The sequence below is a fragment of the Rhodococcus sp. P4_B6 genome (assembly GCF_056402215.1).
Genome location: NZ_JBFUHV010000076.1, coordinates 1 through 24,066, shown reverse-complemented (window position 1 = coordinate 24,066; position 24,066 = coordinate 1). Strand labels below are relative to the sequence as shown.

The 24,066-nt window shown below is 66.2% G+C and carries 20 protein-coding genes; 6 read left to right on the top strand and 14 right to left on the bottom strand.

Translation table 11 applies throughout. From position 1 onward, the window contains the following. Nucleotides 1-192: 192 nt before the first annotated feature. Nucleotides 193-1,110: a nitrogen assimilation transcriptional regulator NAC gene (gene nac, locus AC1DWT_RS29220; RefSeq protein ID WP_206013826.1), complete on the top strand. Its 918-nt coding sequence runs from the start codon at nt 193-195 to the stop codon at nt 1,108-1,110. Here nac and AC1DWT_RS29215 read toward each other — a convergent pair. The 5 genes from AC1DWT_RS29215 to kdgD all read right to left on the bottom strand — a co-directional run bounded on the left by AC1DWT_RS29215 (nt 1,104) and on the right by kdgD (nt 6,713). After that, entirely contained in the window at nt 1,104-2,030 is a 927-nt protein-coding gene (locus tag AC1DWT_RS29215; protein ID WP_477923280.1) for a D-isomer specific 2-hydroxyacid dehydrogenase family protein, read from the bottom strand. The genes nac and AC1DWT_RS29215 overlap by 7 nt on opposite strands. A 29-nt stretch (nt 2,031-2,059) precedes the next feature. Continuing rightward, entirely contained in the window at nt 2,060-2,833 is a 774-nt protein-coding gene (locus AC1DWT_RS29210) for an SDR family oxidoreductase (protein WP_206013828.1), read from the bottom strand. Then, on the bottom strand, nt 2,830-3,363 hold the full coding sequence (locus AC1DWT_RS29205; protein ID WP_206013829.1) for a gluconokinase: 534 nt from the start codon (nt 3,361-3,363) through the stop codon (nt 2,830-2,832). Before AC1DWT_RS29205 ends, AC1DWT_RS29210 begins: the two co-directional genes overlap by 4 nt. Nucleotides 3,364-3,490: 127 nt before the next feature. Next, nucleotides 3,491-5,713: a thiamine pyrophosphate-dependent enzyme gene (locus AC1DWT_RS29200; protein ID WP_206013830.1), complete on the bottom strand. Its 2,223-nt coding sequence runs from the start codon at nt 5,711-5,713 to the stop codon at nt 3,491-3,493. Nucleotides 5,714-5,798: 85 nt separating this feature from the next. Next, nucleotides 5,799-6,713: a 5-dehydro-4-deoxyglucarate dehydratase gene (kdgD, locus tag AC1DWT_RS29195; protein ID WP_072944333.1), complete on the bottom strand. Its 915-nt coding sequence runs from the start codon at nt 6,711-6,713 to the stop codon at nt 5,799-5,801. Between the two features lie 233 nt (nt 6,714-6,946). Between kdgD and glsA the strand changes: the two genes are divergently transcribed. From glsA to AC1DWT_RS29175, 4 genes are all read left to right on the top strand, one after another. Continuing rightward, entirely contained in the window at nt 6,947-7,960 is a 1,014-nt protein-coding gene (glsA, locus tag AC1DWT_RS29190) for a glutaminase A (protein WP_072944331.1), read from the top strand. Then, entirely contained in the window at nt 7,957-9,600 is a 1,644-nt protein-coding gene (locus tag AC1DWT_RS29185; protein ID WP_206013831.1) for an MFS transporter, read from the top strand. Before glsA ends, AC1DWT_RS29185 begins: the two co-directional genes overlap by 4 nt. A gap of 148 nt (nt 9,601-9,748) precedes the next feature. Continuing rightward, nucleotides 9,749-11,179, top strand: coding sequence for an aldehyde dehydrogenase family protein (locus tag AC1DWT_RS29180; RefSeq protein WP_072944329.1), 1,431 nt, complete (start codon nt 9,749-9,751; stop codon nt 11,177-11,179). A gap of 50 nt (nt 11,180-11,229) precedes the next feature. Beyond that, nucleotides 11,230-11,637, top strand: coding sequence for a hypothetical protein (locus tag AC1DWT_RS29175; RefSeq protein ID WP_095861727.1), 408 nt, complete (start codon nt 11,230-11,232; stop codon nt 11,635-11,637). Between the two features lie 135 nt (nt 11,638-11,772). On the opposite strand, the gene AC1DWT_RS29170 is transcribed toward AC1DWT_RS29175, so the two are convergent. The 7 genes from AC1DWT_RS29170 to AC1DWT_RS29140 all read right to left on the bottom strand — a co-directional run bounded on the left by AC1DWT_RS29170 (nt 11,773) and on the right by AC1DWT_RS29140 (nt 20,938). Next, a complete protein-coding gene (locus tag AC1DWT_RS29170) occupies nt 11,773-13,602 on the bottom strand; it encodes an amino acid permease (protein WP_072944325.1) in 1,830 nt (609 codons plus the stop codon). Between the two features lie 561 nt (nt 13,603-14,163). Then, complete coding sequence (gene katG, locus AC1DWT_RS29165) at nt 14,164-16,422, bottom strand: catalase/peroxidase HPI (protein WP_072944323.1); 2,259 nt, start codon at nt 16,420-16,422, stop codon at nt 14,164-14,166. 66 nt (nt 16,423-16,488) lie between these two features. Further along, nucleotides 16,489-16,914 carry a Fur family transcriptional regulator gene (locus tag AC1DWT_RS29160; RefSeq protein ID WP_072944321.1) on the bottom strand — a complete coding sequence of 142 codons (426 nt, stop codon included), beginning with the start codon at nt 16,912-16,914 and terminating at the stop codon, nt 16,489-16,491. A 211-nt stretch (nt 16,915-17,125) separates the two neighbouring features. Next, on the bottom strand, nt 17,126-18,181 hold the full coding sequence (moaA, locus tag AC1DWT_RS29155; RefSeq protein WP_206013832.1) for a GTP 3',8-cyclase MoaA: 1,056 nt from the start codon (nt 18,179-18,181) through the stop codon (nt 17,126-17,128). A 59-nt stretch (nt 18,182-18,240) separates the two neighbouring features. After that, nucleotides 18,241-19,362 carry an aromatic ring-hydroxylating oxygenase subunit alpha gene (locus tag AC1DWT_RS29150; RefSeq protein WP_095861723.1) on the bottom strand — a complete coding sequence of 374 codons (1,122 nt, stop codon included), beginning with the start codon at nt 19,360-19,362 and terminating at the stop codon, nt 18,241-18,243. Between the two features lie 53 nt (nt 19,363-19,415). Continuing rightward, complete coding sequence (locus AC1DWT_RS29145; protein ID WP_206013833.1) at nt 19,416-20,579, bottom strand: NAD(P)/FAD-dependent oxidoreductase; 1,164 nt, start codon at nt 20,577-20,579, stop codon at nt 19,416-19,418. Next, complete coding sequence (locus AC1DWT_RS29140) at nt 20,576-20,938, bottom strand: bifunctional 3-phenylpropionate/cinnamic acid dioxygenase ferredoxin subunit (protein WP_072944315.1); 363 nt, start codon at nt 20,936-20,938, stop codon at nt 20,576-20,578. Before AC1DWT_RS29140 ends, AC1DWT_RS29145 begins: the two co-directional genes overlap by 4 nt. Before the next feature lie 499 nt (nt 20,939-21,437). Here AC1DWT_RS29140 and AC1DWT_RS29135 point away from each other — a divergent pair, with 499 nt between their 5' ends. Further along, a complete protein-coding gene (locus AC1DWT_RS29135) occupies nt 21,438-22,295 on the top strand; it encodes a bifunctional methylenetetrahydrofolate dehydrogenase/methenyltetrahydrofolate cyclohydrolase (RefSeq protein WP_072944314.1) in 858 nt (285 codons plus the stop codon). Between the two features lie 15 nt (nt 22,296-22,310). On the opposite strand, the gene AC1DWT_RS29130 is transcribed toward AC1DWT_RS29135, so the two are convergent. Then, nucleotides 22,311-23,075 (bottom strand): IclR family transcriptional regulator, encoded by a 765-nt coding sequence (locus AC1DWT_RS29130; protein ID WP_241031370.1) that lies wholly within the window; start codon nt 23,073-23,075, stop codon nt 22,311-22,313. A gap of 183 nt (nt 23,076-23,258) precedes the next feature. After that, on the bottom strand, nt 23,259-24,066 hold an 808-nt coding region (gene fdhD / locus AC1DWT_RS29125), incomplete at its 5' end, for a formate dehydrogenase accessory sulfurtransferase FdhD (RefSeq protein ID WP_477923273.1).

Below are 24,066 nucleotides of genomic sequence, written 5' to 3'. Positions count from 1 at the left end.
GCGGTTAATACCTGTTTTACGTGAGGCGATAACGAACGTCTATGGTGTTTGAACAGCGACGATGCAAAGACGGAAGAATCGGGCCCCGCACTTGGCTACAGCGGTGTTTCCGCCCGGCAACCTTCTCGAAACCGCGGCGTGCTTGCGTCGCCGCATCGTCAGAAAGGCAGATCGCTCGTGGATACCCGACGCTTGTTCTCATTCGTCCGCATCGTCGACGCCGGATCCATCACGCGGGCGGCGGACATACTGCACATCGCGCAGCCGGCGCTCAGCCAGCAGATGACGGCGTTGGAGACGCACTTCGGTCAGCAACTGCTGATCCGCAGCAAGCAGGGAGTGGAACCCACCGACGCGGGGCGCGCGCTGTACCGGCACGCACAGGTGATCCTGCGGCAGGTGGAGAGCGCTCAGGCCGAGGTGAGCGTCGTCGGCCGGGAACTGGCGGGCGGTGTCTCCGTCGGACTCGCGCCGTACAGCACCGTCAGCTCCATCGCGTTGCCGCTGCTCACCGCGGTGCGGTCGCGGTACCCCAGCATCCTTCTGCACGTCAACGAGAATTTCGGCGGTGTGCTCAGCGAGGCCATGATGACGGGCCGGATGGACATGGCCCTGCTGTACGACGCCGGGCCGATCAAGGGCGTCAACTTCGAGCGTCTACTCACCGAGGAACTGATGGTCGTCGCCCCGGCGGGCACCGGACTGCCCGGCGACACCGGGACGGCCGTCGCCATCAAGGATCTCGTCGATCTGCCACTGCTGCTGCCGGGCCCGATGCACACGATCCGCAAGGTGGTGGAGCAGGCGTACGAGCACGCCTTCGAGCACGCACGGGTGGTCGGCGAGGTGGAATCGGTGACGCTGATGGCGCAGGCCGTCCGAAACGGACTGGGCGCGACGGTATTACCGTTCTCGGTGGCACGCCGGATCATGAACGTGGAGAACCTGGAACTCCGCCGCATCGAACCGTCGATCGAAGTCCAGGTCTCCCTCGGGACACCCGCCAATCAGCCGCTGTCCGGACCGGCGGAGGCGGTGCGCGAGGTGCTGCGCAGTGTCGTGTCCAACTACATCAGGACCAGTTCGGAAGCCGAACGCGGCCCTCAGTAACCCCGGGCCGGATCGATCGGCGCCAGCAGGGGCGCGCCCGCGGCGAAGCGTTCGACGTTGGTCGCGACGTGATCGGCGAGCAACCCGGTCAGTCCGGTCGCGGGATTCGCGACGTGTGGGGTGATGATCGCATTCGGCAGGGTCCAGAGCGGATGCCCGTCGGGCAGCGGTTCGGGGTCGGTGACGTCGAGTGCGGCGCCGCCGATCGACCCGGCGCGCAGCGCGCGGACCAGACCCTCGGTGTCGATGAGGGAACCGCGCGCCACGTTGACGATCCACGCCGTCGATTTCATCTGTGCGAGCGCGGTCTCGTCGACGAGGTGGGCGGTGGCCGACGTCGCCGGTGCGGCGATGACGAAATGGTCTGCTCTGGACCAGATTTCCGAGGTCCGGTCGGCCGGCAGCGTCTCGGACGCACCCGGGACCGGGGTGCCCGAGCGAGTGACCGCCAGCACGTCGGCGCCGAACGCGGCGAGCAGCGGGATCATCGCGCGACCGATGCCGCCGCAGCCGACGATGGCGACCGTCGCCCCGCGCAGCGTGCCCACCTGCGGGTCGAACTCGGCCTTGCGCCACGACGTCGCGCGCACCTGCTCGGTGAGGGCCCGAACCCCGGCCAGGAGCAGCAGGACACCGTGTTCCGCGACGTTGCCGGCGTAGGCGCCGGCCGCGGACGTCCAGGCCCGGTCGGTGTCGACGATTCCCGCGGAGATCCAGGGCTCCACCCCCGCCGAGGGCAGCTGCACCCAGCGCACGGAATCCGGCAGTTCCGCCGGAAACGTGTCGGGGCCCTGCGCCCAGACGACGGCCTCGGCGTCGTCGAGCGGGGCGAGTACGCCGCCGCCCCTCTCGATCCCGCGTATCAGGGCTGCGTCGGGGTTCGGTCCGAGGTGGATGCGGGGCGTTGCAGTGTTCGGCATCTTCGTCTTTCGAGTCGGTCGGGTGGGGATCAGACTACGGCGGTCAGTCCGCCGTCGACATACAGGATCTGGCCGTTCACGAAGTCCGACGCCGGCGAGGAGAGGAAGAGCAGCGCACCCACGAGTTCGTCCGTGCGTCCCCACCGTCCGGCGGGCGTGCGTTTCGTGAGCCACGCACTGAACTCGGCGTCGTTCACGAGCGCCTCGGTGAGCTGGGTGTCGAAGTAGCCGGGTGCGATGGCGTTGGCCTGCAGTCCCAATGGTGCCCAGTCGGCGCACATTCCGCGGGTGAGCATCTTCAGCCCACCCTTGCTGGCGGCGTACGGGGCGATGCCCGCCCGGCCGAGTTCGCTCTGCACGGAGCAGATGTTGACGATCTTGCCGTGCCCGCGTTCGACCATCGCCCGCGCGAACTCGCGGCCGACGAAGAAGGCGCTGCTGAGATTGGTGTCGAGAACACGCCGGAAGTCGTCGTCGCCGAACTCGAGCAGGGGGCTGCGGTGCTGGACGCCGGTGTTGTTGACGACGATCTCGACGGGGCCGATCTCGTTCTCGACCCGCTTCGCGGCGGCGGCGACCTCCTCGGGAGCGGTCACGTCGAAGGCGCAGGTGTGGACCGTCGCGCCGGTGGCGTTCACGATCTCGTCGCGACTGCGCGCGAGGGCTGCCGCGTCGCGTCCGTTGAGCACGACCTCCGCGCCCGCCTCGGCGAGCCCGTTGGCCAGTGCGAAACCGATTCCCCGGCTCGACCCCGTGACGAGCGCGATCTTGCCCTCGACGTCGAAGCTCCGATGCGAACTCACTGTGTGGCGACCTTTCGTTCTTCGTGCAGGTATTCGACGGCGGCCCGGGCGATCAGGTCCGGCGCCGGTGCGACGTCCAGGGCGACACCGAATTCGTCGGAGTCGAGCGGTTCGAGGAGCGCGAACTGGGAATCGAGCAGTGCAGGCGGCATGAAGTGCCCGCTCCGTGCCTGCATCCGCCCGCGGATCACCTGCTGGTCTCCCGTGAGGTGCACGAACAGCACCGGGTCGGAGACGTCGCCGAGGATCGTCCGATAGCTGCGCCGCAGCGCCGAGCACGCCACCACACCGCGGCGCCCCTGCCCGGACAGCTCCTGCAGCCGGTCCCGGACGACTCCCAGCCACGGGGCCCGGTCGTCGTCGGTCAGCGGGATGCCGGCGGCCATCTTCGCGACGTTCGACTGCGGGTGCAGATCGTCGGCATCGAGGAACCGGTGGCCGGTCAGTGCGGAAAGTTGCTGCGCGACTGTCGTCTTCCCGCAGCCGGTCACCCCCATCACCACGATGTGGGGTAGCTGATCGCCACTCATGAAATGTTCCTGTCCGCCGGTGTGGAGAGATGCAGTTCGAACATGCCCGACCGCACGACGGCTTGGCAATGGCGGAGGGGATACCGGTTGACGTTGCCGTCATACCGAAGCGCGAGGGATGCCGGTGCTAGCGGCTCACGAGTGTGATCGCCGCGGCCTCGACGGTGTCCTCGGACAGCAGCACCTCGAGCGCGGCGTCGCCGAGTGGGATGAAGCTGTTCTCGCTCGTCACCCGCGCGAGCGGCCCGGTGAAGCCCTCGTCGACCAGTGCTGCGACCACGCCCTCGGACACACCCCCCGACTTGCGGGTCTCGTCGACCACGAGCACCCGGCCGGTGGCGTGCGCCTCCCGGACGACGTCCTGCACCGGCAGCGGTGCGAGCCAGCGCAGGTCCACCACCCGGGCGGCGATGTGCGCACGCTCGAGCTTTCGCGCGACTCGCAGGCTCATCCGCAGACCGTTGCCGTAGGTGACGATCGTCAGGTCGGTGCCGTCACCGTAGGTGCGGGCCGAGCCGATCGGGACGTGGTTCTCGGCCTGCGTCGCGGGGTCCGGGTACGGTGCCAGCCACAGCCCGTCGCCGTCGTCGTACAGATCCCGGATGTGGTACAGCGCAATCGGTTCCAGGAACACGCACACCGCGCCGGCGGTGCGCGCCGCCGCCACACAGGTGTGCATCATGGCCGCGGCGTCTTCGGGGCGGGACGGCGACGCCACCACCACGCCGGGGATGTCGCGCAGTGCGGCGACGGCGTTGTCGTTGTGGAAGTGCCCGCCGAAGCCCTTCTGATACCCGTATCCGGCGATCCGCACCACCATCGGATTGCGGTATTGCCGGTCGGAGAAGAACTGCAACGTCGCACCCTCCCCGCGGATCTGGTCGGCCGCATTGTGCAGATACGCCAGATACTGGATCTCCGGGATCGGCAACAACCCGGACACCCCCGCACCCAGCGCAAGACCCAGGATCGCCTGCTCGTCGAGCAGGGTGTCGAATACGCGCGCCGACCCGGCCTTCTTCATCAGACCCCGGGTCACCCCGTACACCCCGCCCTTTCGGGCCACGTCCTCACCGAACACCAGCGCCTCGGGGCAGCGGGCGAGCACGTCGAGCAGGGCACGGTTGATCGACAGGGCGAGGGTCAGCCTGCCTTCCTCCTCCGGCAGCGGCGATCCGACAAACTCCGCGCGCTCGGCCGGGTCGACGCGCTCCGGCACCGCCGCGGTCGCCTGCTCGGCGGTGTCGATGAGGGGCCTCATCACCGCCGCGGGACTGTCCAGTTGAGATAGCTCGGCGACATCCCGGGCGAGACCGAGAACCTCCGCGCGTGTGTCCTCGTAGCGCGCGAGGATCTCGGTGGGGCCGAGGTGTCCGCCTTCGATCAGAAGTCTTGCGGTGCACAGCACCGGATCCCGGTCGAAGTCTGCGGTGATCTCGGCGGACGTCCGGTACGCGGACTCGAGATCGGATCCGGCGTGACCCATCAACCGGACGGTCCGCAGATGCAGGAACGCCGGCTTGCGGTGCCCGCGCACCCAGTCGGCGGCCCTCTTCGCGGTGGCGTACGCCGCCGGCAGGTCGGAACCGTCCGCCTCGAAGTACTCCAGACCCGCCCGCTCACCGAAATTCGCGGCGATCCATCCCGTCGGTGTCTTGGTGCTGATCCCGATCCCGTTGTCCTCGCAGACGAACAGCAACGGGAGCGGCAACCCCTGGTAGGCCGAGTGGACGGCGGTGTTGATCGCGCCGACGGCGGTGGAGTGGTTCGCCGACGCATCCCCGAAACTGCACACGGCCACCGCGTCGGCGGGCCACGGCGAGGACAGGTGGAGCTTGTGTGCCCGGGCGATCGAGAAGGCGACACCAACTGCCCGCGGCAGATGCGAAGCGACGGTGGAGGTCTGGGGAATGATGCCGAGATCGTGGCGGCCGAACACCTTGTGCCGTCCACCCGAGATCGGCTCCTCCGTCGCGGCCACGACACCGAGGAGGACGTCGCGGAGCGGATCACTGCCGTCCACCTGCTGCGCCCGCGCGAGGAAGAATCCACCGGAACGATAGTGCAGCAGAGCGGGATCGGTCGGACGCAGCGCTGCTGCGACGGCGGCATTGCCCTCGTGCCCGGAGGAACCGATCGTGTAGAAACCCTTACCCTGCGACCGCAACCACCGGGCCGCCAGATCGAGATGCCTGCTGCCGAGCTGGGCGTCGAAAAGGTCCAGAGTGCCCTGCACCGACAACGGGGACGGGGGCCGGATCGGATCCTCCGGGCGGACCCCGGTGCTGCTTTTCCCGCGGACAAGCCCCGACACGACAGAGATGAAGTAATCGTCGATCTGTTCGGCCATCCCCCGATCATCCTGTGACGCCGAGCGGCGGGCAAGGGTCACCGGACCGGAGTGTCGCGCTCCATGCCGCAGGTGACCGTCGTGTTCAGCTCACCTTCTTGATCAGGTCGGCGAGTTCGGCCAGTTCGACGGCGTCGAGGTCGGTCAACGGTGCACGCACGGGGCCTGCGGGCCGGCCGATGACCTTCATGCCGGCCTTGATGATGCTGACGGCATATCCCTGCTTCTTGTTGCGCAGGTTGCAGTACGGGATCACGAACTCGTTGAGGGCGTTGACGACGAACGCGTTGTCTCCGCTGCGGAGGGCGTTGTAGAAGTCGAGTGCGAACTGCGGGACGAAGTTGTAGATCGCCGAGGAATACGTGGTGACGCCCAGGGCGAGATACGGCAGGGCGAACATCTCGGCGGTGGGCAATCCGCCGACGTAGGTGAGGCGGTCACCGAGGCTCGCGTAGATGCGCGTCATCTGCTCGATGTTGCCGACACCGTCCTTGAAACCGACCAGGTTCGGGCAGCTGTCCGCGAGTTCCGCCACGGCCGACTCGGTGTACACGGCGTTGGCGCGACTGTAGATCGTCACACCGAGAGTGGTTGCGGCACATACCCCCTTGACGTGCGCCACGAGGCCGTCCTGGCTCGCCTCCGTGAGGTACGGGGGAAGCAGCAGGATGCCGTGCGCGCCGGCGCTCTCGGCCGAGCGGGCCATCTGTACGGCGGTCGCGGTGCCGTAACCGGCGGGGGCGATGACCGGAAGTCCGTCCGGCGCCTCCTGCACGGCGGCCCGGACCACCTGCTCCACCTCGGGTGGGGTGAGCGAGAAGAACTCGCCCGTGCCACCGGCGGCGAACAACCCGGAGGCGTCGAACTGCCCGAGCCAGCCGATGTTCTCGCGGTACGCGGCCTCGTCGAACGAGTGGTCCTCCGTGAAATGGGTGACCGGGAACGACAACAGACCGGAGCCGAGCTTGTGGGCAATCTCTTGGGGCGACGCTGTGGTCATGGGTTTCGTTCTCCTCGTTCGCAATCGCGTCACTGTCGGTGCGCTGTGTTCACAAGGCTAGGAGCGCTTTCGATTCAAGTCCAACACTTGTTTGGGATCTTTCGATACCTGAACGGTATCGATGGCGCGGATGCTGCAGCGGTGGCGTGATCGTCGAAAGCCCACCAGTGTCCGTCCTTATCCGGACAAGAACGTGTTCCGGCGTGAGAATGTCAGGACGGAGGTGGGGTTCGATGGAGTTGGACGTGACCGGGGTGCCGGAACGGGTCTCGACCGGAGCTCTGCCCGGCTGGGACGACGTGGAGTCGCTTCTGCACGGCGCGTACGAGCGATCTGCCGCCGCCACCGACGGTGTCGTGGCGGATTACATCCCGATTCTCGCGGCAGTCGACCCCGACCTGTTCGGGATCTGCGTCGCCGAGGTCGACGGGGGTGTGCACGCCGTCGGCGACGCGGTGCACGAGTTCTCGATCCAGTCCATTTCCAAGGCCTTCACGTACGCGCTCGTCTGCCAGGAGATCGGCCACGAGGTGGTGGGCGTACGGATCGGGGTGAACAACACCGGCCTGGCGTTCAATTCCGTCGTGGCCCTCGAACTCAACGACGGCCATCCGATGAATCCCATGGTCAACGCGGGCGCCATCGCCACGACCGCACTCGTTCCCGGGGTCACTCCCACCGCGAAGTGGGAGTTCGTCCAGGACGGTCTCTCCCGCTTCGCCGGGCGCCGGTTGACGCTCGACGTCACCGTGTACGAATCGGAGGCGGCGACGAACCTGCGCAACCGCGGGATCGCCCAGCTTCTGGAGAGCTACGGCCGCCTGGACGTCGACCCGTTGGACGCCGTCGACGTCTACACCAAACAATGCTCACTCCGGGTGAACACCCGGGATCTCGCAATCATGGGCGCGACTCTCGCCGACGGCGGCGTCAACCCGGTGACGGGAGAACGCGTCGTCGACGAGTCGATCTGCCGCGACACGCTGTCGGTGCTGGCCGCCACCGGGTTCTACGAACGTTCCGGGGAATGGCTGTTCGAGATCGGCGTGCCCGGCAAGAGCGGCGTGTCCGGCGGCATCGTCACGATCGCCCCGGGCAAGGCCGGACTGGCCACCTTCTCCCCGCGGCTCGATTCCGCGGGCAACAGCGTTCGGGGGCAGCGGGCAACCGCCTACCTGTCCCGGACTCTCGGATTGAACGTCTTCGCGTCCGGGCCCCACCCTCCGCGTGAAAGCAGGTCAGCATGACGATCCCCGCCGATACGTCCCGCCCGCGTGATCCCGGCGAGCAGGTGAAGGCGTCGTGGCGTCCGATGATCGGACTCGCCCTGGCGCAGGTGCTCATGTCGTTCAACGTCGCGGCACTGCCGGTCTCGCTGGGTGGCATGGTCGAGGATTTCGGCGTGCCCCCGACGACGGTGAGCACCGCGATCGTCACCTACGGCCTGGTGGTCGCGGCGCTGGTGATGGTGGGTGCGAAGCTGGGACAGCGAGTCGGCTGGGTGCTGATCTTCCGCATCATGGTCGCCGTGTTCGCTGTCGCGGAACTGATGATGGTTCTCGCACCGAGTATCGGCTGGGTGATCGCCGCGCAAGCGCTCGCAGGGGCCTCGGCGGCGATCATCGTGCCCGCCCTCGTCGCCCTCATCGCCGAGAACTATCGTGACACCCAGCAGGCCACCGCGATCGGATCACTCGGATCGGCACGTGCGTTCTCCGGACTGTCCGCGTTCCTGATCGGTGGCGCACTGGGAACTCTCGTCGGCTGGCGGCCCGTCTTCGCCATCCTCATCGTCGTCGCCGTCGCGGTGTTCCTGCTGAGCTTCACGCTTCGCTCCGATCGCGGCAACGACACCATCAGCATCGATATCGTCGGCGCGTTCATCATCGGTATCGCCGTCGTGTCGCTGACGCTGGGTTTCAACAATCTGAACTCGTGGGGTCTGCTGACGGCATCCCCCAACGCGCCCTTCAGCGTGCTCGGCGTCTCCGGCGCCCCGGTGCTGATCGTGCTGGGAATCATCCTCGGGCAGGCGTTTTTCGTCTGGACCAGACGGCGCGCCGACAGTGGCCGAGTGCCCCTGATCAGTCTCGAGGTGGTGTCGGCGCCCACCGAGCGCGCGGCCGTGTATGCGATGTTCGTGGTCGTCGCACTCGAAGCGGCCCTGAACTTCACCGTGCCCCTCTACATTCAAATCGTCCAGGGCCGCACCCCGTTCGACACCTCGCTCGCGATGATGCCGTTCAACATCACCGTGTTCGTCACCGCCATGCTCGTCGTCCGCTTCTACGGCCGGTTCAGCCCCCGCGTCATCGCACGCTTCTCCTTCGCACTGACCACCGGTGCCTTGATCTGGCTCTCGTTCGTGGTGACCAACAACTGGGAGACCGTCCCGACCATCCTCGGGCTCATCGTCTTCGGCATCGGACAGGGCGCCCTCGTCACCCTCGTCTTCAACGTGCTGGTCACGGCTGCCCCGAAGGAACTGGCGGGCGACGTCGGGTCGGTACGCGGCACCACCCAGAACCTCGCATCCGCCGTCGGCACGGCCTTCGCCGGCGCGCTCCTGGTGACGCTGCTGTCGATCGGCGTCGGGCAGGCAGTGGCCGGCCACGTCGACCTACCCGAAGACCTCGTTGCACAGGTCGACCTCGACAACATCAACTTCATCAGCAACGACCGCCTCGAGGAGATTCTCGACGCCACCACCGCCTCCGACGTGCAGGTCGACGCCGCCGTGCAGATCAATATCGACGCCCGCCTCGACGCCCTCAAGATCGGGTTGCTCACCCTGGCAGGGCTCAGCGCGATCGCCATGGTGCCCGCGAGCCGGCTCCCGAACTACCGCAAGGACGAGATCCCCGACCCCTCCCCCCACGAGGACTAGACCCACCCGGCAACGGGGTTGTCCCCCGATCGGAGGACAACGCATTCACCCCGGAGAAGGCCCCGTCGGCGGACAGACGTCCGAGCGGCGAGAAGCCATTGTTGTCACATGCCGCGAACACCCGGACGGCGGACAACGAGGGAGCACCATGCAGAACACCCGGAAGTTCTACATCGACGGCGAGTGGGTCGAGCCGATCGGCACCGACACGCTCGACGTCGTCAACCCTGCGACGGAAATGGCCATCACCACCATTGCGCTGGGCGACGAGAAGGACGTCGATCGAGCCGTCACGGCCGCGCGCACAGCCTTCGACAGTTACGCGTCGACGACACGTGCCGACCGAATCGAGTTGCTGAGCAGAGTCATCGAGGTTTACGGGCGGCGAATGAACGACCTTGCCACGACCATCACCCAGGAGATGGGCGCACCTGCCGGGCTCGCCGCGACCGCTCAGGCACCGTGCGGCATGGCACACCTTGCCGCCGCCCTCGATGCGCTCCGCAGGTTCGAATTCGAGGAGAAGATCGGCACCACGACCGTCGTGCACGAACCGGTCGGCGTGTGCGCGTTCATCACACCGTGGAATTGGCCCGTCAATCAGATCGCCGCGAAAGTCGCGCCCGCGCTGGCCGCCGGCTGCACGATGGTGCTGAAGCCGTCCGAGATCGCGCCGCTCAATGCGATCATCTTCGCCGAGATACTTCACGAAGCGGGTGTCCCGGCCGGGGTGTTCAACCTTGTTCACGGTGACGGACCTACGGTCGGAGCCGCCCTGTCGAGGCACCCGGACGTCGACATGGTGTCGTTCACCGGATCGACCCGTGCCGGTGTCGAGGTCGCGCGGAATGCTGCACCGACCGTGAAACGCGTTGCGCAGGAACTCGGCGGCAAGTCGGCGAACATCGTGCTGGTCGACGCGGACTTCGACGAAGTCATCACCCGGGACGTGATGGGCGTGGTCGTCAACGCGGGCCAGTCCTGCAACGCCGGCTCTCGTATCCTCGTCCCGTCGGACCGCATGGACGAAGCCTGCGCGATCGCGAAGGCGGCTGCCGAGAAGATCGTCGTCGGGCCTCCCGACGCCGACGGGACCACCGTGGGTCCCCTTGTGTCACAAGCACAATTCGACAAGGTCCAGCGTCTGATCCAGACGGGCATCGACGAGGGCGGCACACTCGTCGCAGGCGGTGTCGGCCGTCCGGCCGGACTCTCCGCCGGATACTTCGTCCGGCCCACCGTCTTTGCGAACGTCACGAACGATATGACCATCGCACGAGAGGAGATCTTCGGCCCCGTCATGATGCTGATCGGCTACGAGGACGAAGCCGACGCAATCCGCATCGCGAACGACACCACGTACGGGCTCTCCGGAATGGTCTCCTCGCGCGACCCACAGCGCGCACGGAACGTCGCCCGGAAGCTGCGGACCGGAATGGTCCACCTCAACGGAGCACCGCTGGCGTTCGATGCGCCCTTCGGCGGCTACAAACAATCAGGCAACGGCCGCGAGTTCGGCAAATTCGGCCTCGCCGAATACCTCGAAGCCAAAGCCATCTTCGGCGACAACGAGAACTGAGCGGGAGCGTTCCGCATTTCTGCACGACTGCTGTACTGGAGGGACGGATCGTGAATCCGATTATGTGGATGGGCATCGCCGGGATAATCGGCACGGCCGTCTCACCGTGGATCGCGGAACGACTACGCAGCAAGAATGCGAGGAAAGACCAGCTCATGAAACTGCGGCTCGCCATCTATGCCGAGTTGCTGGGAGCGACGGCTCGCCTCGCAGCACAAGCACACGCGGGGGCGCCGAATCCCGCTGCCGAGGTGGAGTCGATCGACACCGAAGAATTGGACGGCCTGCTCAGCCAGGCGAAGGTCGTCGCCGGCCCGGACGTGTTGCGACAACTCGAGGAGCTGTCGCAACACACCGAGTCGCTCAACCGAAGCGCAGATCTCGCCGAGATGGCGGGCAGCATCGCCGCAACTCGGGGGAAGGTCCAGGACGCCATCCGTAGCGAGATGGTGCGCTGACCGCCTTACCTGGTGGGGGCGCCGCGCCGGGGAACGATCATCACCGGTACCTGCGTGGAACGCGGGGCACAGCCGCGTGGCGCGATTGCCCCGAAGGCAGTCCGCGCTCGATGACCGCAGCGGCGATGATCGTCACTACGCATTCTCTTCTTGTCTCACCGGCGTGGCCACCACATGGGTCACCGGGACTGCCGGGTGTTCGGCCCGTGCCCGATCGACCACATCGAAACGATGCCAAATCGACTCGTCCGGCGGCAGTGTCGCGATCACGATTCGATCGGGATGAAAGTCGTCCACGGACTCCGCGAGCGCGCGCAGCGGGCGGTAATCACCCAGTGCACCGTCGACGTCGAGATCGTCGGCACGCAGTGTGGTGAGTGTGTAGTCCAACCGGCTCTGCGCCGCCGATTGTGTTGCCGCTCGTACGTCGAGCGGACCGTGCGTTGCGGCGACTCCGGTCTCGATCGGACTCTCGGGCACGGTGACGAAGTACTTGGCCTCGCGGTCGGCGCCGATCCGGCGCAACTCGTCCAACAGTTCCGCGGAGTTCGCAGTCTCGTTGGCCATCACCAGCACTCGATGCGGCCGCGCTGTCCCGACCACTTCCTCTGCCACCGGGCGACGTGCGACATACCACTTGTTGAGGAAGTAGAAGCCGACGACGACAGCCCACGACAGCAGGCTCAGTACGAGTTGTGACCGCGATTCCTTCTGCAGGTACATCTGAAGCAGAACGCCCAGGATTGCCAGGACGGTGACGATGGACAGTACCGGGAACAGCCACATCCGAACCCGCAGGTGCGACGATCCGGACCGGAACCTCAGGATGATCTGCGATACGCCGATCAGGGCGTACACGAAGAGAATGACCGCACCACTCGAGTTCAGCAGGAACGCGAAGACCGTTTCGGGCGATATCGCTGCGGCGACGACACACAGGAAACCGACCACCGAGGAGGCGAGGATCGCGACGGCGGGTACCCCACGTCGCGTCACGTTCACCAACTTCGCAGGGGCTTCGCGTCGGGCTGCCAGCACGAACAGCATGCGCGATGCGGTGTACATCCCTGAATTGAGGCAACTCAGCACGGCCGTCAGCACCACGGCGTTCATGATGTGGTCGGCGTAGGGAATCCCCATCTCGGTGAATGCGGCGACGAACGGGGACACGGAGACGCTCTCGTCGTTCCACGGCAGAATCGTCGCCAGCAGGAAGACCGAGGTAACGAAAAAGATCGCGATACGGATGATGACAGAGTTGGCGGCCTTGGCCACGGCCCGCTCGGGATCTTGCGATTCGGCGGCCGCGATGGTCGCGACCTCGGCGCCGGTCATCGAGAAGATGACGGTGACGATACCGGCGGTGATCGCCGCGGCCCCGTAGGGCATGAGGCCACCGTGGCTGGTGAGGTTGGAGAAGTCCATCGACTTCCCGGGCCACAGCCCGAACACGAATGCGCTTCCGAGAGCGAGGAACACGATGATCGCGGCGACCTTGATGCCGGCGAACCAGAATTCGAACTCACCGAAGGAGGACACCGAGAAGAGGTTGGTCGCCGTCATGGCGATCAGCAGCACCAGGGCGCACAGCCAGAGCGGTACGCCCGGCAGCCAGTACTGGACGATCTTCGCGCCAGCGATTGCCTCGAACCCGACGATGATCACCCAGAAGTACCAATAGAGCCATCCGACCGAGAACCCTGCCCAGTCCCCCAGCGCCCGGCGGGAATAATCGGCGAACGACCCCGTCGAGGGGTTGGCGACAGCCATCTCCGCGAGCATCCGCATCACCATGATGACGACGGCCCCGCTGATCGCGTATGCGATGAAGGCCGCCGGTCCGATGTCTCGAATGGCCACGCCTGAACCGACGAACAATCCTGCGCCGATGACGCCGCCGATGGCGATCATCCTCAGCTGACGGTCGTTGAGCCCCTTCTCCAACTTGCCGGGAACACCACTCATCGCAAACCTCCAGTACTACACCGAGGGTCGCTGCGGAATATTGCGCGTGCGGTCCCCCTCAGGCCTTCCTTGGCTGGTGCACACGATCTCCGGAACATGGTGAACCTCCGTTGGCGGTAACGCACCGGCAGATGCCGGCTCTTGATATATAACTGATATAACACTCACCTGTCGGGTGTATGTCAAGAGCTGAGATGGCGTTCATACGAACTTCTCATCAGTTCGTCATCAGCAGAGGAAGATCGACCACGCTGCGGCCGTCGGGCCGGGCTGATCGGTACGACGTGGACGGGACACACGCGCGCTGGGCAGCGAGGGGGGGCGGGCGACAGCCCGGACTCGCGATCACCGAATTGAACTCTGCAGCACTGAACTCCGCAGTGGCGGACTCCGCAGCGGCACGCCTCGGGCACGTCTGCGGTGCGCGGACGCACTGCGGTGGGGCATCGAAGGCCCGGCGTACCGACCGTCAGCCGTCGGCACTGCGAAAGGTGAGACGAAAAGCGCGACACCCCTGCAGGGGTGAGCTCCCGCAGGGGTGCCGCGCAGACTCGTCGAGGATCAGACGAGTTCGAACCGGTCGAGGTTCATCACCTTGTCCCACGCGGACACGAAGTCGCGCACGAACTTCTGCTTCGCGTCGTCGGCCGCGTAGACCTCGGCGAGGGCGCGCAACTCCGAGTTCGACCCGAACACCAGGTCGACGCGGGTTCCGGTCCACTTGACCTCACCGCTGACGCGGTCCCGACCCTCGTAGATCTCGGAACCCGAGGACGCCGGCGCCCACGTCGTCCCCAGGTCGATCAGGTTCGCGAAGAAGTCGTTGGTCAGCGCGCCGGGGTTCGAGGTGAAGACACCCTCTTCCGACGTGGTGTTGTAGTTCGCGCCCAGCACCCGCAGGCCACCGACGAGAACCGTGAGTTCGGGTGCGCTCAGGTTCAGCAGGTTCGCCTTGTCGACCAGGAGGAACTCCGCCGGCAGGCGGTTGCCCTCGCCGAGGTAGTTGCGGAAACCGTCCGCCGCCGGTTCGAGCGCGGCGAAGGACTCCACATCGGTCTGCTCCTGCGTCGCGTCCGTGCGACCGGGCGTGAACGGCACCTCCACGTCGTAGCCGGCATTCTTCGCGGCCTGCTCGACAGCAGCAGCACCACCGAGCACGACGAGGTCGGCGAACGAGACCTGCTTGTTCCCGGTCTGTGCCGAGTTGAAGGACTTCTGGATGCCTTCGAGGGTCCGCACCACCTGGGCCAGCTCGTCCGGGTTGTTGACCTCCCAGCTCGCCTGCGGCTCGAGGCGGATCCGGCCGCCGTTGGCACCGCCACGCTTGTCGCTGTTACGGAACGACGAGGCCGACGCCCACGCGGTCGAAATCAACTCTGCGACAGTCAGTCCGGACTCGAGAATCCGGCTCTTCAGGGTCGCGATGTCGCCGGCGTCGATCAGCTCATGGGTGAGCGCGGGGATCGGATCCTGCCACAGCAGCGTCTCCTCCGGCACCAGCGGGCCGAGGTAGCGCACGATCGGCCCCATGTCACGGTGGGTCAGCTTGTACCAGGCCTTGGCGAAGTCGTCGGCGAGCTGATCCGGGTTCTCGAGCCAGTTGCGGGTGATCTTCTCGTAGGCCGGATCGATCCGCAGCGACAGGTCCGTCGTCAACATGACCGGCACGTGCGTCTTCGACGAATCGTGGGCGTCGGGCACGGTGCCGGCTCCGGCGCCGTCCTTCGGGATCCACTGGTACGCACCGGCGGGGCTCTTGGACAGCTCCCACTCGTAGCCGTAGAGGGTCTCGAGGAAGCTGTTGTCCCACTGCGCCGGGGTCGGCGTCCAGGCGCCTTCGAGGCCGCTGGTGATCGTGTCGCCACCCTTACCCGTGCCGAACGCGCTCTTCCAGCCCAGACCCTGCTCCTCGAGCGGAGCGGCCTCCGGCTCGGGTCCGACCAGATCGGCCGGGCCGGCACCGTGCGTCTTGCCGAAGGTGTGACCGCCGACGATCAGCGCGGCCGTCTCCACGTCGTCCATCGCCATGCGGCCGAACGTCTCTCGGATGTCCCGTGCTGCCGCGACGGGATCCGGGTTGCCGTTCGGTCCTTCGGGGTTGACGTAGATCAGACCCATCTGGACCGCACCGAGCGGCTTGTCGAGGTCCCGCTCTCCGGTGTAGCGCTCGTCTCCGAGCCAGGTCAGCTCCGGACCCCAGTAGACGTCTTCCTCGGGCTCCCACTGATCGACACGGCCGCCGCCGAAACCGAAGGTCGTAAAGCCCATCGACTCGAGCGCGACGTTGCCGGCGAAGACGATCAGGTCGGCCCACGACACGGTCTTGCCGTACTTCTTCTTCACCGGCCACAGCAGCAGGCGCGCCTTGTCCAGGTTCGCGTTGTCGGGCCAGCTGTTCAGCGGCGCGAAGCGCTGCATCCCGCCGCCGGCACCACCGCGGCCGTCGGTGATGCGGTACGTGCCCGCGGCGTGCCACGCCATCCGGATGAACAGCGGTCCGTAGTGTCCGTAGTCGGCGGGCCACCAGTCCTGCGAGGTCGTCATGACCTCTTCGATGTCCCGCTTCAGGGCCTCGAGGTCGACGCCCGCGAATTCCTCGGCGTAGTCGAAATCCTCGTCCATGGGATTGCGCACGGCGGGGTTCTTCTGCAGGATCTTCAGGTTGAGCTGGTTCGGCCACCAGTCACGGTTTCCACCACCCCGGGTGGGATGCGCGAGCCGGCCGTGTGCGACGGGGCAACCGCCACTCTGTGCGGGCTCGGTCTGAGCCTCGGCGATCGGCGGGTGTTCTTCCGCGAGAGTTTGGGTGGAGTCAGACACGACTTTCCTTTCACAAGGGGCTGTTTCGGGCTGGGCTGTTTCACGTGTGCGTGTGAAAGTGTGGGGTTAGTTGTGAGGCGAGCAGTCGGGGCACAGTCCCCAGAAGATGACCTCGGCCTCGTCGACCAGGAATCCGTACCCCAGCGACAGGTTCAGGCACGGGGTCTCGCCGATACTGCAGTCGATGTCTGCGATGGCTCCGCAGGACCGGCAGACGGCATGATGGTGGTTGTCACCGACCCGCGACTCGTAGCGCGCCACCAAACCCGATGGCTGAATCCGCCGTACCAGGCCGGCAGCAGTCGCCGCGTGCAGTATGCCGTACACCGACTGCCGGGACACACCCGGCAGAACCGAGCGCACCTCTCCGAGAATCGTCTCCGTGTCAGCGTGCGGATTCGCCTGTACCGCTTCCAGTACCGCGACCCTGGGCCGGGTCACGCGCAGTTCAGCCTCACGCAACTGTTCTGCGTACTTCGATGTCACGGACACTCTCCTACTATTGCCTACAAATCTGGAACGAGTCAAGAGTTTGTGAAAATCTTTGCTGGATGGCGGAACTCGAGCAGTACGAGAAAGCCTCTCGAACACGTGCCGTTCGGTACCACTAATTGCCGCCGCCCGCTTCTGTTGGCACCCAATGACATAACTGAGCCGGCACCTGTCCGGTCCACACAGGCCGGCCGCAACCGATATGTCCCATTCAGCCGCCGATCGCTCCCATGCTGCGCACGGGAGGCGCGAATCCGTCGGCTTCGATGCCGTGCCCCACCCACTTGTTCCACATCGCACCACGCCACAACAGCGCCAGTTCCTCGTCGCCCGCGCCCGACCGCATCGGGCCGCGCAGGTCGATCTCGGAGTCACTGAACAAACACGACCGGACGGTACCCTCGGCGGTGAGCCGGGTCCGGTCACAGTCGGCGCAGAACGACCGCGAGACCGACGCGATGATCCCGACCGTCGACGGACCGCCGTTCACCCGCCACTTCTCCGCGGGCGCCGACGGGTCGTCCCGACCGATCTCCCCGAGGTCGAATCGTTCACCGAGCACCGCGAGGAGCCGGTCCGCCGGAACCATGTTCTCGCGCGCCCACTCGTGGTCGGCATCGAGCGGCATCTCCTCGATGAATCGCAACTGCACGCCCTCGTCCAGGCACCACTGCAGCAGATCCGGTGCACCACCGAGCGTTTCGGGCATGAGCACGGCGTTGATCTTCACCGGCGACAGCCCGGCGGCGACGGCGGCGCGGATTCCGGCGAGCACGGAAGGCAACCGGTCCCTCCTGGTCAGCTTCGCGAACTGCCCTCGCTCGACAGTGTCGAGGGAGACGTTCACGCGGGTCAGACCGGCGGCGGCGAGCCCGCGTGCCCGGTGCTCGAGACCGACCGCATTGGTCGTCATCGCCAGCGGGACACCCGGGACCCGCGCCGCGCAGCCGGCGACGATGCGCTCGAGGTCGGCGCGCATCAGCGGCTCGCCGCCCGTGAACCGCACTTCCCGGACCCCGAGGCGACGCACGGCGACGACGACGAGCCGGACGATCTCGTCCGCCGTGAGCAACCGCTCCGCCAGGATGGCGGGCAGGCCTTCCTCCGGCATGCAGTAGGTGCACCGCAACGAGCACTTCTCGGTGATCGACACCCGCAGGTCCCTGGCCACCCGGCCGAAGCGGTCCACCAGGTGCGCGACGTCCGGCCTCCCCGCCGAAGAGGCCGGCGTCCGTACCGTGGGAATGCCCATCTCCACCGTCGTCATCGCGCTGCCCTTCCCTTCATCAGGGAGCGGAACCCACGAGCGGCCTCGTCACCACGACGTCAGTGAGCGATCTTCTCGCGCAGCCAGTCGTGGAACTCGCCGATGTGATGCTCGCTGGGAACGAGCACACCGCCGTCGCGGTAGCGTCGCGAATCCATCGCAGGCTGGCACCGCTCGCAGGCGTCGAAGTCCTGCTGGTTGACGCGATGGAAGAGTTCCACGGAGCGGTCGAGGTCCTTACCGGTCGCCACCACCTCGGGCAGGTACAGCCAGTCGCACTCGACGATGGTGTGGTCGGCGGCGAGCGGGAACATCCGGTGGACGATCACGTGGTCGGGCACGAGATTGACGAACACCGTCGGCCGCACGGTGATCGCGTAGTACCGGCGGTCCTGCTCCTCGGCGATGCCGGGAATTACGTCGTGGCCTGCGGAGCCGTCGACGGTGAACCCTTCGACACCCTCACCGAACTCGGCCCCGTGACCGACGTAGTACTGAGCGGCGTATCCGTCGGCGAACTCGGGCAGCACCTCGGTCAGTTCCGGGTGGATCGTCGCGCAGTGGTAGCACTCCATGAAGTTCTCGATGATGAGCTTCCAGTTGGCCTTGACGTCGTACACAATTCGACGGCCGAGGTCCAGGTTCGCGATGTCGTACCGATCGATCGACTCCACGTCGCCGAGCCGGTCGCGGATGTCCTGAACGACGGTGGTGTCGAAGGACGTCGGCTCGTCGGCCAGGTTGAGCCAGACGTAGCCGATCCATTCCTGGACCGCCACGTTCTTCAGCCCGTACTCGACGCGGTCGATGTCGGGCATCTTGGTCAGGTTCGGTGCCGCGACGAGCTTGCCGTCGAGGTCGTAGGTCCATGCGTGGTACGGGCACTGGAAGGAGCGCTTGACTTCTCCGCTCTCCTCCGTGCACAGCCGGGCGCCGCGGTGGGCGCAGATGTTGAGGAAGGCCCGGATCTCACCTGTCCGGGATCGAGTCACGATGACGCTTTCCCGCCCGATCTGGACGGTCTTGAATGCGCCGGGCTTGTCGAGGTCCGCGGCCCGCACAGCGCAGAACCACATCTCCTCGAAGACCTTCTCCTGCTCGAGCTTGAAGATGTCGCTGTCGGTGTAATAGTTTCCCGGGAGCGTGGAGATGAGGCTCTCAGGCAGGTGCGTGGTTGTCACTGGGGGTCTCCCTTAGTGTGTGATCTCGTGGATCCGTGGGCTGAGAAGGTTGTTCAGATCGGGGTCGGCTGAGCGGAGATTTGGCGGCGCCAGCGGGTGAAGAGACGAACCTGATCTACGCCGAGGACCGCAACCGGGTTCCCGTCTCGCCGATAGACGGCGAGGAAACTACCCGCGTCGAGGCTGCCCTCTTCGATGGTGAATTCTGCGTCCGGTCCGGCGATTCCGACGAACTGGATGCGCGCGCCGTACTGGTCCGACCAGAAGTACGGTGGCTTGACATGCTGGCCCTGGTACTCGCCGGAGAGGAGAGTCGACACCGCGATCGCCGGCCGTTCCGAGGCCCCGGTCCAGTGTTCGACGCGACGGTGAGCGCCCGAGGCGTCCATCCATGCCGCGCAGTCACCGACCGCGACGACATGCGGAATCGACGTAGCGCCGCCCCGGTCGCACAGCACACCGTTGCCGAGTTCGATGCCGCTTCCCTCGAGCCATTCGATGTTCGGTATGCCCCCGATCCCGACGACGACGACGTCAGCGGGAACGTGGCGACCGTCGGCGAGGTCGACGCCGGTCACCCGGTCGGTACCGGTCAACCCTGCGACTCCGACACCACAGTGGAGGGCGGTGCCGTTGTCGCCGTGGAAGCGGGCCACAGCCGTTCCCAACTGCGGACCGAGCGGGCCGATGAGCGGTGACGGAGCGGCTTCGACGACCGTGACATCCAGTCCCAGCTTGCGCGCTGTGGAGGCAACCTCGGCGCCGATGAAACCTGCACCGATGACCACCAGTCGGGCGCCGGAGACGAGGTCGGCGCGCAGCCGGTCTGCGTCCTCGATCGTACGGAGGACGTGCACACCGGCGAGATGCTCGGTCCCTGGCCACGGCCGCGCACGCGAACCGGTCGCGAGGACGAAGCCGTCGGCGCTCAGCTGGGAGCCGTCGCTGAGCGTGACGCTACGGGTGCCGGCATCGAAATTCGTTGCGGACAGTCCGAGAAGCCAGTTCGCCTGCAGGTCTTCGTCATCCGGTTCGAGAGTCAGAGAAGCCTGGTCGATGTCGCCGGCCAGATACTCCTTGGACAGCGGCGGACGATCGTAGGGCCGGTTGCTCTCCGCTCCGACGATGTTCAGCTCACCGGCGAAGCCCTGCGCGCGCAGGGCACGCGCAGCACAGAGACCGGCGAGCGATGCGCCGATGATTGCAATGCTCTTCATGCTTTCCCCTCCGCGTCGAGACGGCTCCGGATGTCGGGTGGCAGGTTGGGCGCTTCGGTGCTGAGCTCGACGTAGATCACGCCGTCCTCGATCACGACCTCATGAGTCCGCACGGGAAGCTTCGCGGGCGGCGCATCGACCGCCCCGGTCCGAAGGTTGAACTTCGAGGCATGCAGCGGGCACTCGACCTCGCAGCCTTCGAGCCAGCCATCTGCCAACGAAGCGTCCTGGTGCGAGCACGTGTCGTCGACGGCGAACACCTCACCATCGTCGGTGTGGAACACCGCGATGGGCGGGGAGGCATCAACACGGCGTGCGTCACCGCGAGGGAGGGACGCTAGTGGGCAGACCTCGAGCATTGAAAGCCTCTCTGTTGTGCAATGCGAAACACGTCGTGTGTTACGCAACAGTGTGACAATCGCCATAGGGCAGTGTCAAGTGGAGATGCACCATCGAAATCCGACGCGTCGCAGCCCTGCCCGGAGGGCGGGCGGGAAGCAGCTTCGGCGCAGCGCATCCGTCGAAGAGGTTGCGCCACAGGATCATCACTCGATCAATCCGCTCGGAAGATCCCGAGACAGACGGCTCGGCGTCGAACGAAGCAAGGCCGACCCTGACGCCGAGAAGACATCCACCCCCACTCGGCGCCCCCGGTCGCCATCAACGTCGGCAGGCCGAGAACCTTTGACCAGCCGCGCCTGGTGAACTACACTCCTTCCATTCTGATATATCAGTTGTCGTCAGACAGTTCCCCATCCTGCACAGACCCGGTTCGGGTCAGCCGTCCCGTGCTGTGACCGCAGACCTACGGCATCGGCTTACATGCACCATTTCGGCGTTCCAGAGAGGGCGTATCCCATGGCAATCGCGACGTTGATCGACGGCAAGGCCGTGAGCGAGCAGATCAAGGATGATCTCGCCGACCGAATCGCCATGCTGCAAGTGCAGGGGATTCGGCCTGGCTTGGGCACCATCCTCGTCGGCGACGACCCCGGCAGTCATGCCTACGTCGCAGCGAAACACCGCGACTGCAGGCGCGTCGGTTTGAACTCCATCCAGGTTCGCCTGCCGGCAACCGCGTCTCAGCTCGACATCGAGGCAGCTGTCCTGCGACTGAACGCCGACAGCGCCTGCACCGGCTTCATCGTCCAGCTCCCGTTACCGAAGCACATCGACACCCACCGGGTCCTCGCGCTGATCGATCCCGCCAAGGATGCGGACGGATTGCACCCGACGAATCTCGGTCGACTCGTGCTGGGGATGGCCGGACCGCTGCCGTGCACCCCGAGAGGAATCATCGAACTTCTCCGCCATCACGATGTCCCGATCACCGGCGCTCGGTTCTGCGTCCTCGGATGTGGCGTCACCGTCGGCCGGCCTCTCGGTCTGATGCTGACGCGCCGAAGCGAACATGCGACCGTGACCCTGTGCCACGAGGCCACCGTCGACACGGCCGCCCACACGCGTAACGCCGACGTCGTGATCGCTGCGGCCGGTGTCGCCCACCTGGTGCAGCCGGATTGGATCAGCCCCGGTGCCACCGTGTTGTCGGTCGGCATCACGCGCACCGTCGAGGGGATTCTCGGTGACGTGCACCCATCTGTGGACCGCGTTGCCGGGAAGATCAGCGGTGCAACCGGTGGCGTCGGCCCGATGACGCGGGCCATGCTGCTCACGAATGTCGTCGAGATGGCCGAAGAAATCGCGGGGTACTGAGGACCCGCGACGAGCTCAGGCGCTGGGTGTGTACGACTCCCGGAAGCCCATGCGTTCACTGATCTCTGCAGCCGCTGCAATGACGTCGGGTACCACGTCCCGCATGCGCTCTTCGCTGAAACGGTAGACCGGTCCGGACACACTCAATGCTGCTGTGGTGCCGCCTGCGTAGTCCCGGATCGGTGCCGCAATAGCGTTCAACCCGTCTTCATACTCTTCGACGACCACGGCATAGCCGAGGCTCCGCGCCGCGTCCAGTTCCTCGTCGAGTCGAGCGAGCGTGGTGATCGTGTGATCGGTGAACTGCTCCAGCACCGACGAGCTCAGGATTTCGTGTCGTTGCCGCTGATCGAGGTTGGCGAGGAGAACTTTTCCACTTGCCGTCGCATGGAGCGGGGTGGGCTCGCCGATCCAGTTGTGCGTGCCGATAGCCGCGGGCCCTCTGGCCTGATCGAGGTGGACGGCAAAATGCGAACGCAGAACTGCGACGTTGACCGTCTCGCCGAGTTTCATGGCAAGCCGTTCACACACGGCATGGCCCTGCTCCGTTATCTCGAGCCGTTCGGGCACTGCCGCGGCCAAGCGCAGGATCCCCAGGCTGAGGCGGTACTTTCCCCGGTCATAGGTTTGCGTGACCATTTCGTGCTCTTCCAGGGAGCCCAGCAGTCGAGACACCGTGGACTTGTGCACGCCGATTTCGGCGGCGATCGCACTGACCCCGACCTCACCGTTGCGGGCCAGGACCTCCAGCACTCGTACCGCGCGGTCGACCGACTGCACACCGCCGTCGTTCGACCTCACTCCGTCGCCTTTGGTCATGAGGCAACTATACGAAAGTTTTATTGGCGCCGACGCCGCCCTCCRTGTAGGGCCAATGCTCCGTCAGTATCGCGTGAACATCAGTTCGACTCACTGACCCCAGGTGAGTGGCACGGTGTGCGGGAGCACGCTGTGCCACTCACCTCAGGTGATGCGGTCCGGGTGGGTGTAGAGGTTCATGGTGGTGCCGCGCAGGAACCCGATCAGGGTCAGTCCGGTGTCGTGGGCGAGGTCGATCGCCAGCGACGACGGCGCGGACACCGCCGCGAGGATCGGAATCCCCGCCATCACCGCCTTCTGCGCCAACTCGAACGACGCCCGACCGGACACGAGCAGGATGCTGCCTCGCAGTGGGATGCGGTTCTGTTCGGTGGCCCACCCGATCAGCTTGTCGACCGCGTTGTGCCGGCCCACGTCCTCCCTGACCGCGAGCAGCTCCCCGGACCGGGTGAACAACCCCGCCGCATGCAAACCCCCGGTGGTGTCGAACACCTTCTGCGCCGCCCGCAACCGATCCGGCAGTCCCACGATCGTGGCCGAATCGACCCGCACCGTGTCCGCCGCCGGGGAATGCTTCGTGCGTTGCCGGATCGCGTCCAGGGACGCCTTCCCACACACCCCGCACGAGGAGGTGGTGTAGAAATTGCGTTCGATCCCCATGTCGGGCAGGAACACCCCCGCCGCCAGATCCACATCCAACACGTTGTAGGTGTTGACGCCGTGCTCGTCGACGCTGTTGCAGTACCGGATCGACGCAACATCCGCGCGGCCGGCGATGATGCCCTCCGTCAGCAAAAACCCCTGCGCCAACTCCACATCCGAACCCGGGGTCCGCATCGTCACCGCCAACGGTGTCCCGTTCACCCGGATCTCCAGGGGTTCCTCCACCACCACGGTGTCCGGCCGGGTCGAGTGCCGGGTGTCGGTGATCCGGGTGACCGGGGTCCGGGTC

Coding starts and splice junctions, on each gene's coding strand:
- AC1DWT_RS29215 (WP_477923280.1), bottom strand. CDS start 2,030: ATGCCGAACACTGCAACGCCCCGCATCCACCTCGGACCGAACCCCGAC.
- AC1DWT_RS29205 (WP_206013829.1), bottom strand. CDS start 3,363: ATGAGTGGCGATCAGCTACCCCACATCGTGGTGATGGGGGTGACCGGC.
- AC1DWT_RS29200 (WP_206013830.1), bottom strand. CDS start 5,713: ATGGCCGAACAGATCGACGATTACTTCATCTCTGTCGTGTCGGGGCTT.
- kdgD (WP_072944333.1), bottom strand. CDS start 6,713: ATGACCACAGCGTCGCCCCAAGAGATTGCCCACAAGCTCGGCTCCGGT.
- glsA (WP_072944331.1), top strand. CDS start 6,947: ATGGAGTTGGACGTGACCGGGGTGCCGGAACGGGTCTCGACCGGAGCT.
- AC1DWT_RS29185 (WP_206013831.1), top strand. CDS start 7,957: ATGACGATCCCCGCCGATACGTCCCGCCCGCGTGATCCCGGCGAGCAG.
- AC1DWT_RS29180 (WP_072944329.1), top strand. CDS start 9,749: ATGCAGAACACCCGGAAGTTCTACATCGACGGCGAGTGGGTCGAGCCG.
- AC1DWT_RS29170 (WP_072944325.1), bottom strand. CDS start 13,602: ATGAGTGGTGTTCCCGGCAAGTTGGAGAAGGGGCTCAACGACCGTCAG.
- moaA (WP_206013832.1), bottom strand. CDS start 18,181: ATGACGACGGTGGAGATGGGCATTCCCACGGTACGGACGCCGGCCTCT.
- AC1DWT_RS29145 (WP_206013833.1), bottom strand. CDS start 20,579: ATGAAGAGCATTGCAATCATCGGCGCATCGCTCGCCGGTCTCTGTGCT.
- AC1DWT_RS29140 (WP_072944315.1), bottom strand. CDS start 20,938: ATGCTCGAGGTCTGCCCACTAGCGTCCCTCCCTCGCGGTGACGCACGC.
- AC1DWT_RS29135 (WP_072944314.1), top strand. CDS start 21,438: ATGGCAATCGCGACGTTGATCGACGGCAAGGCCGTGAGCGAGCAGATC.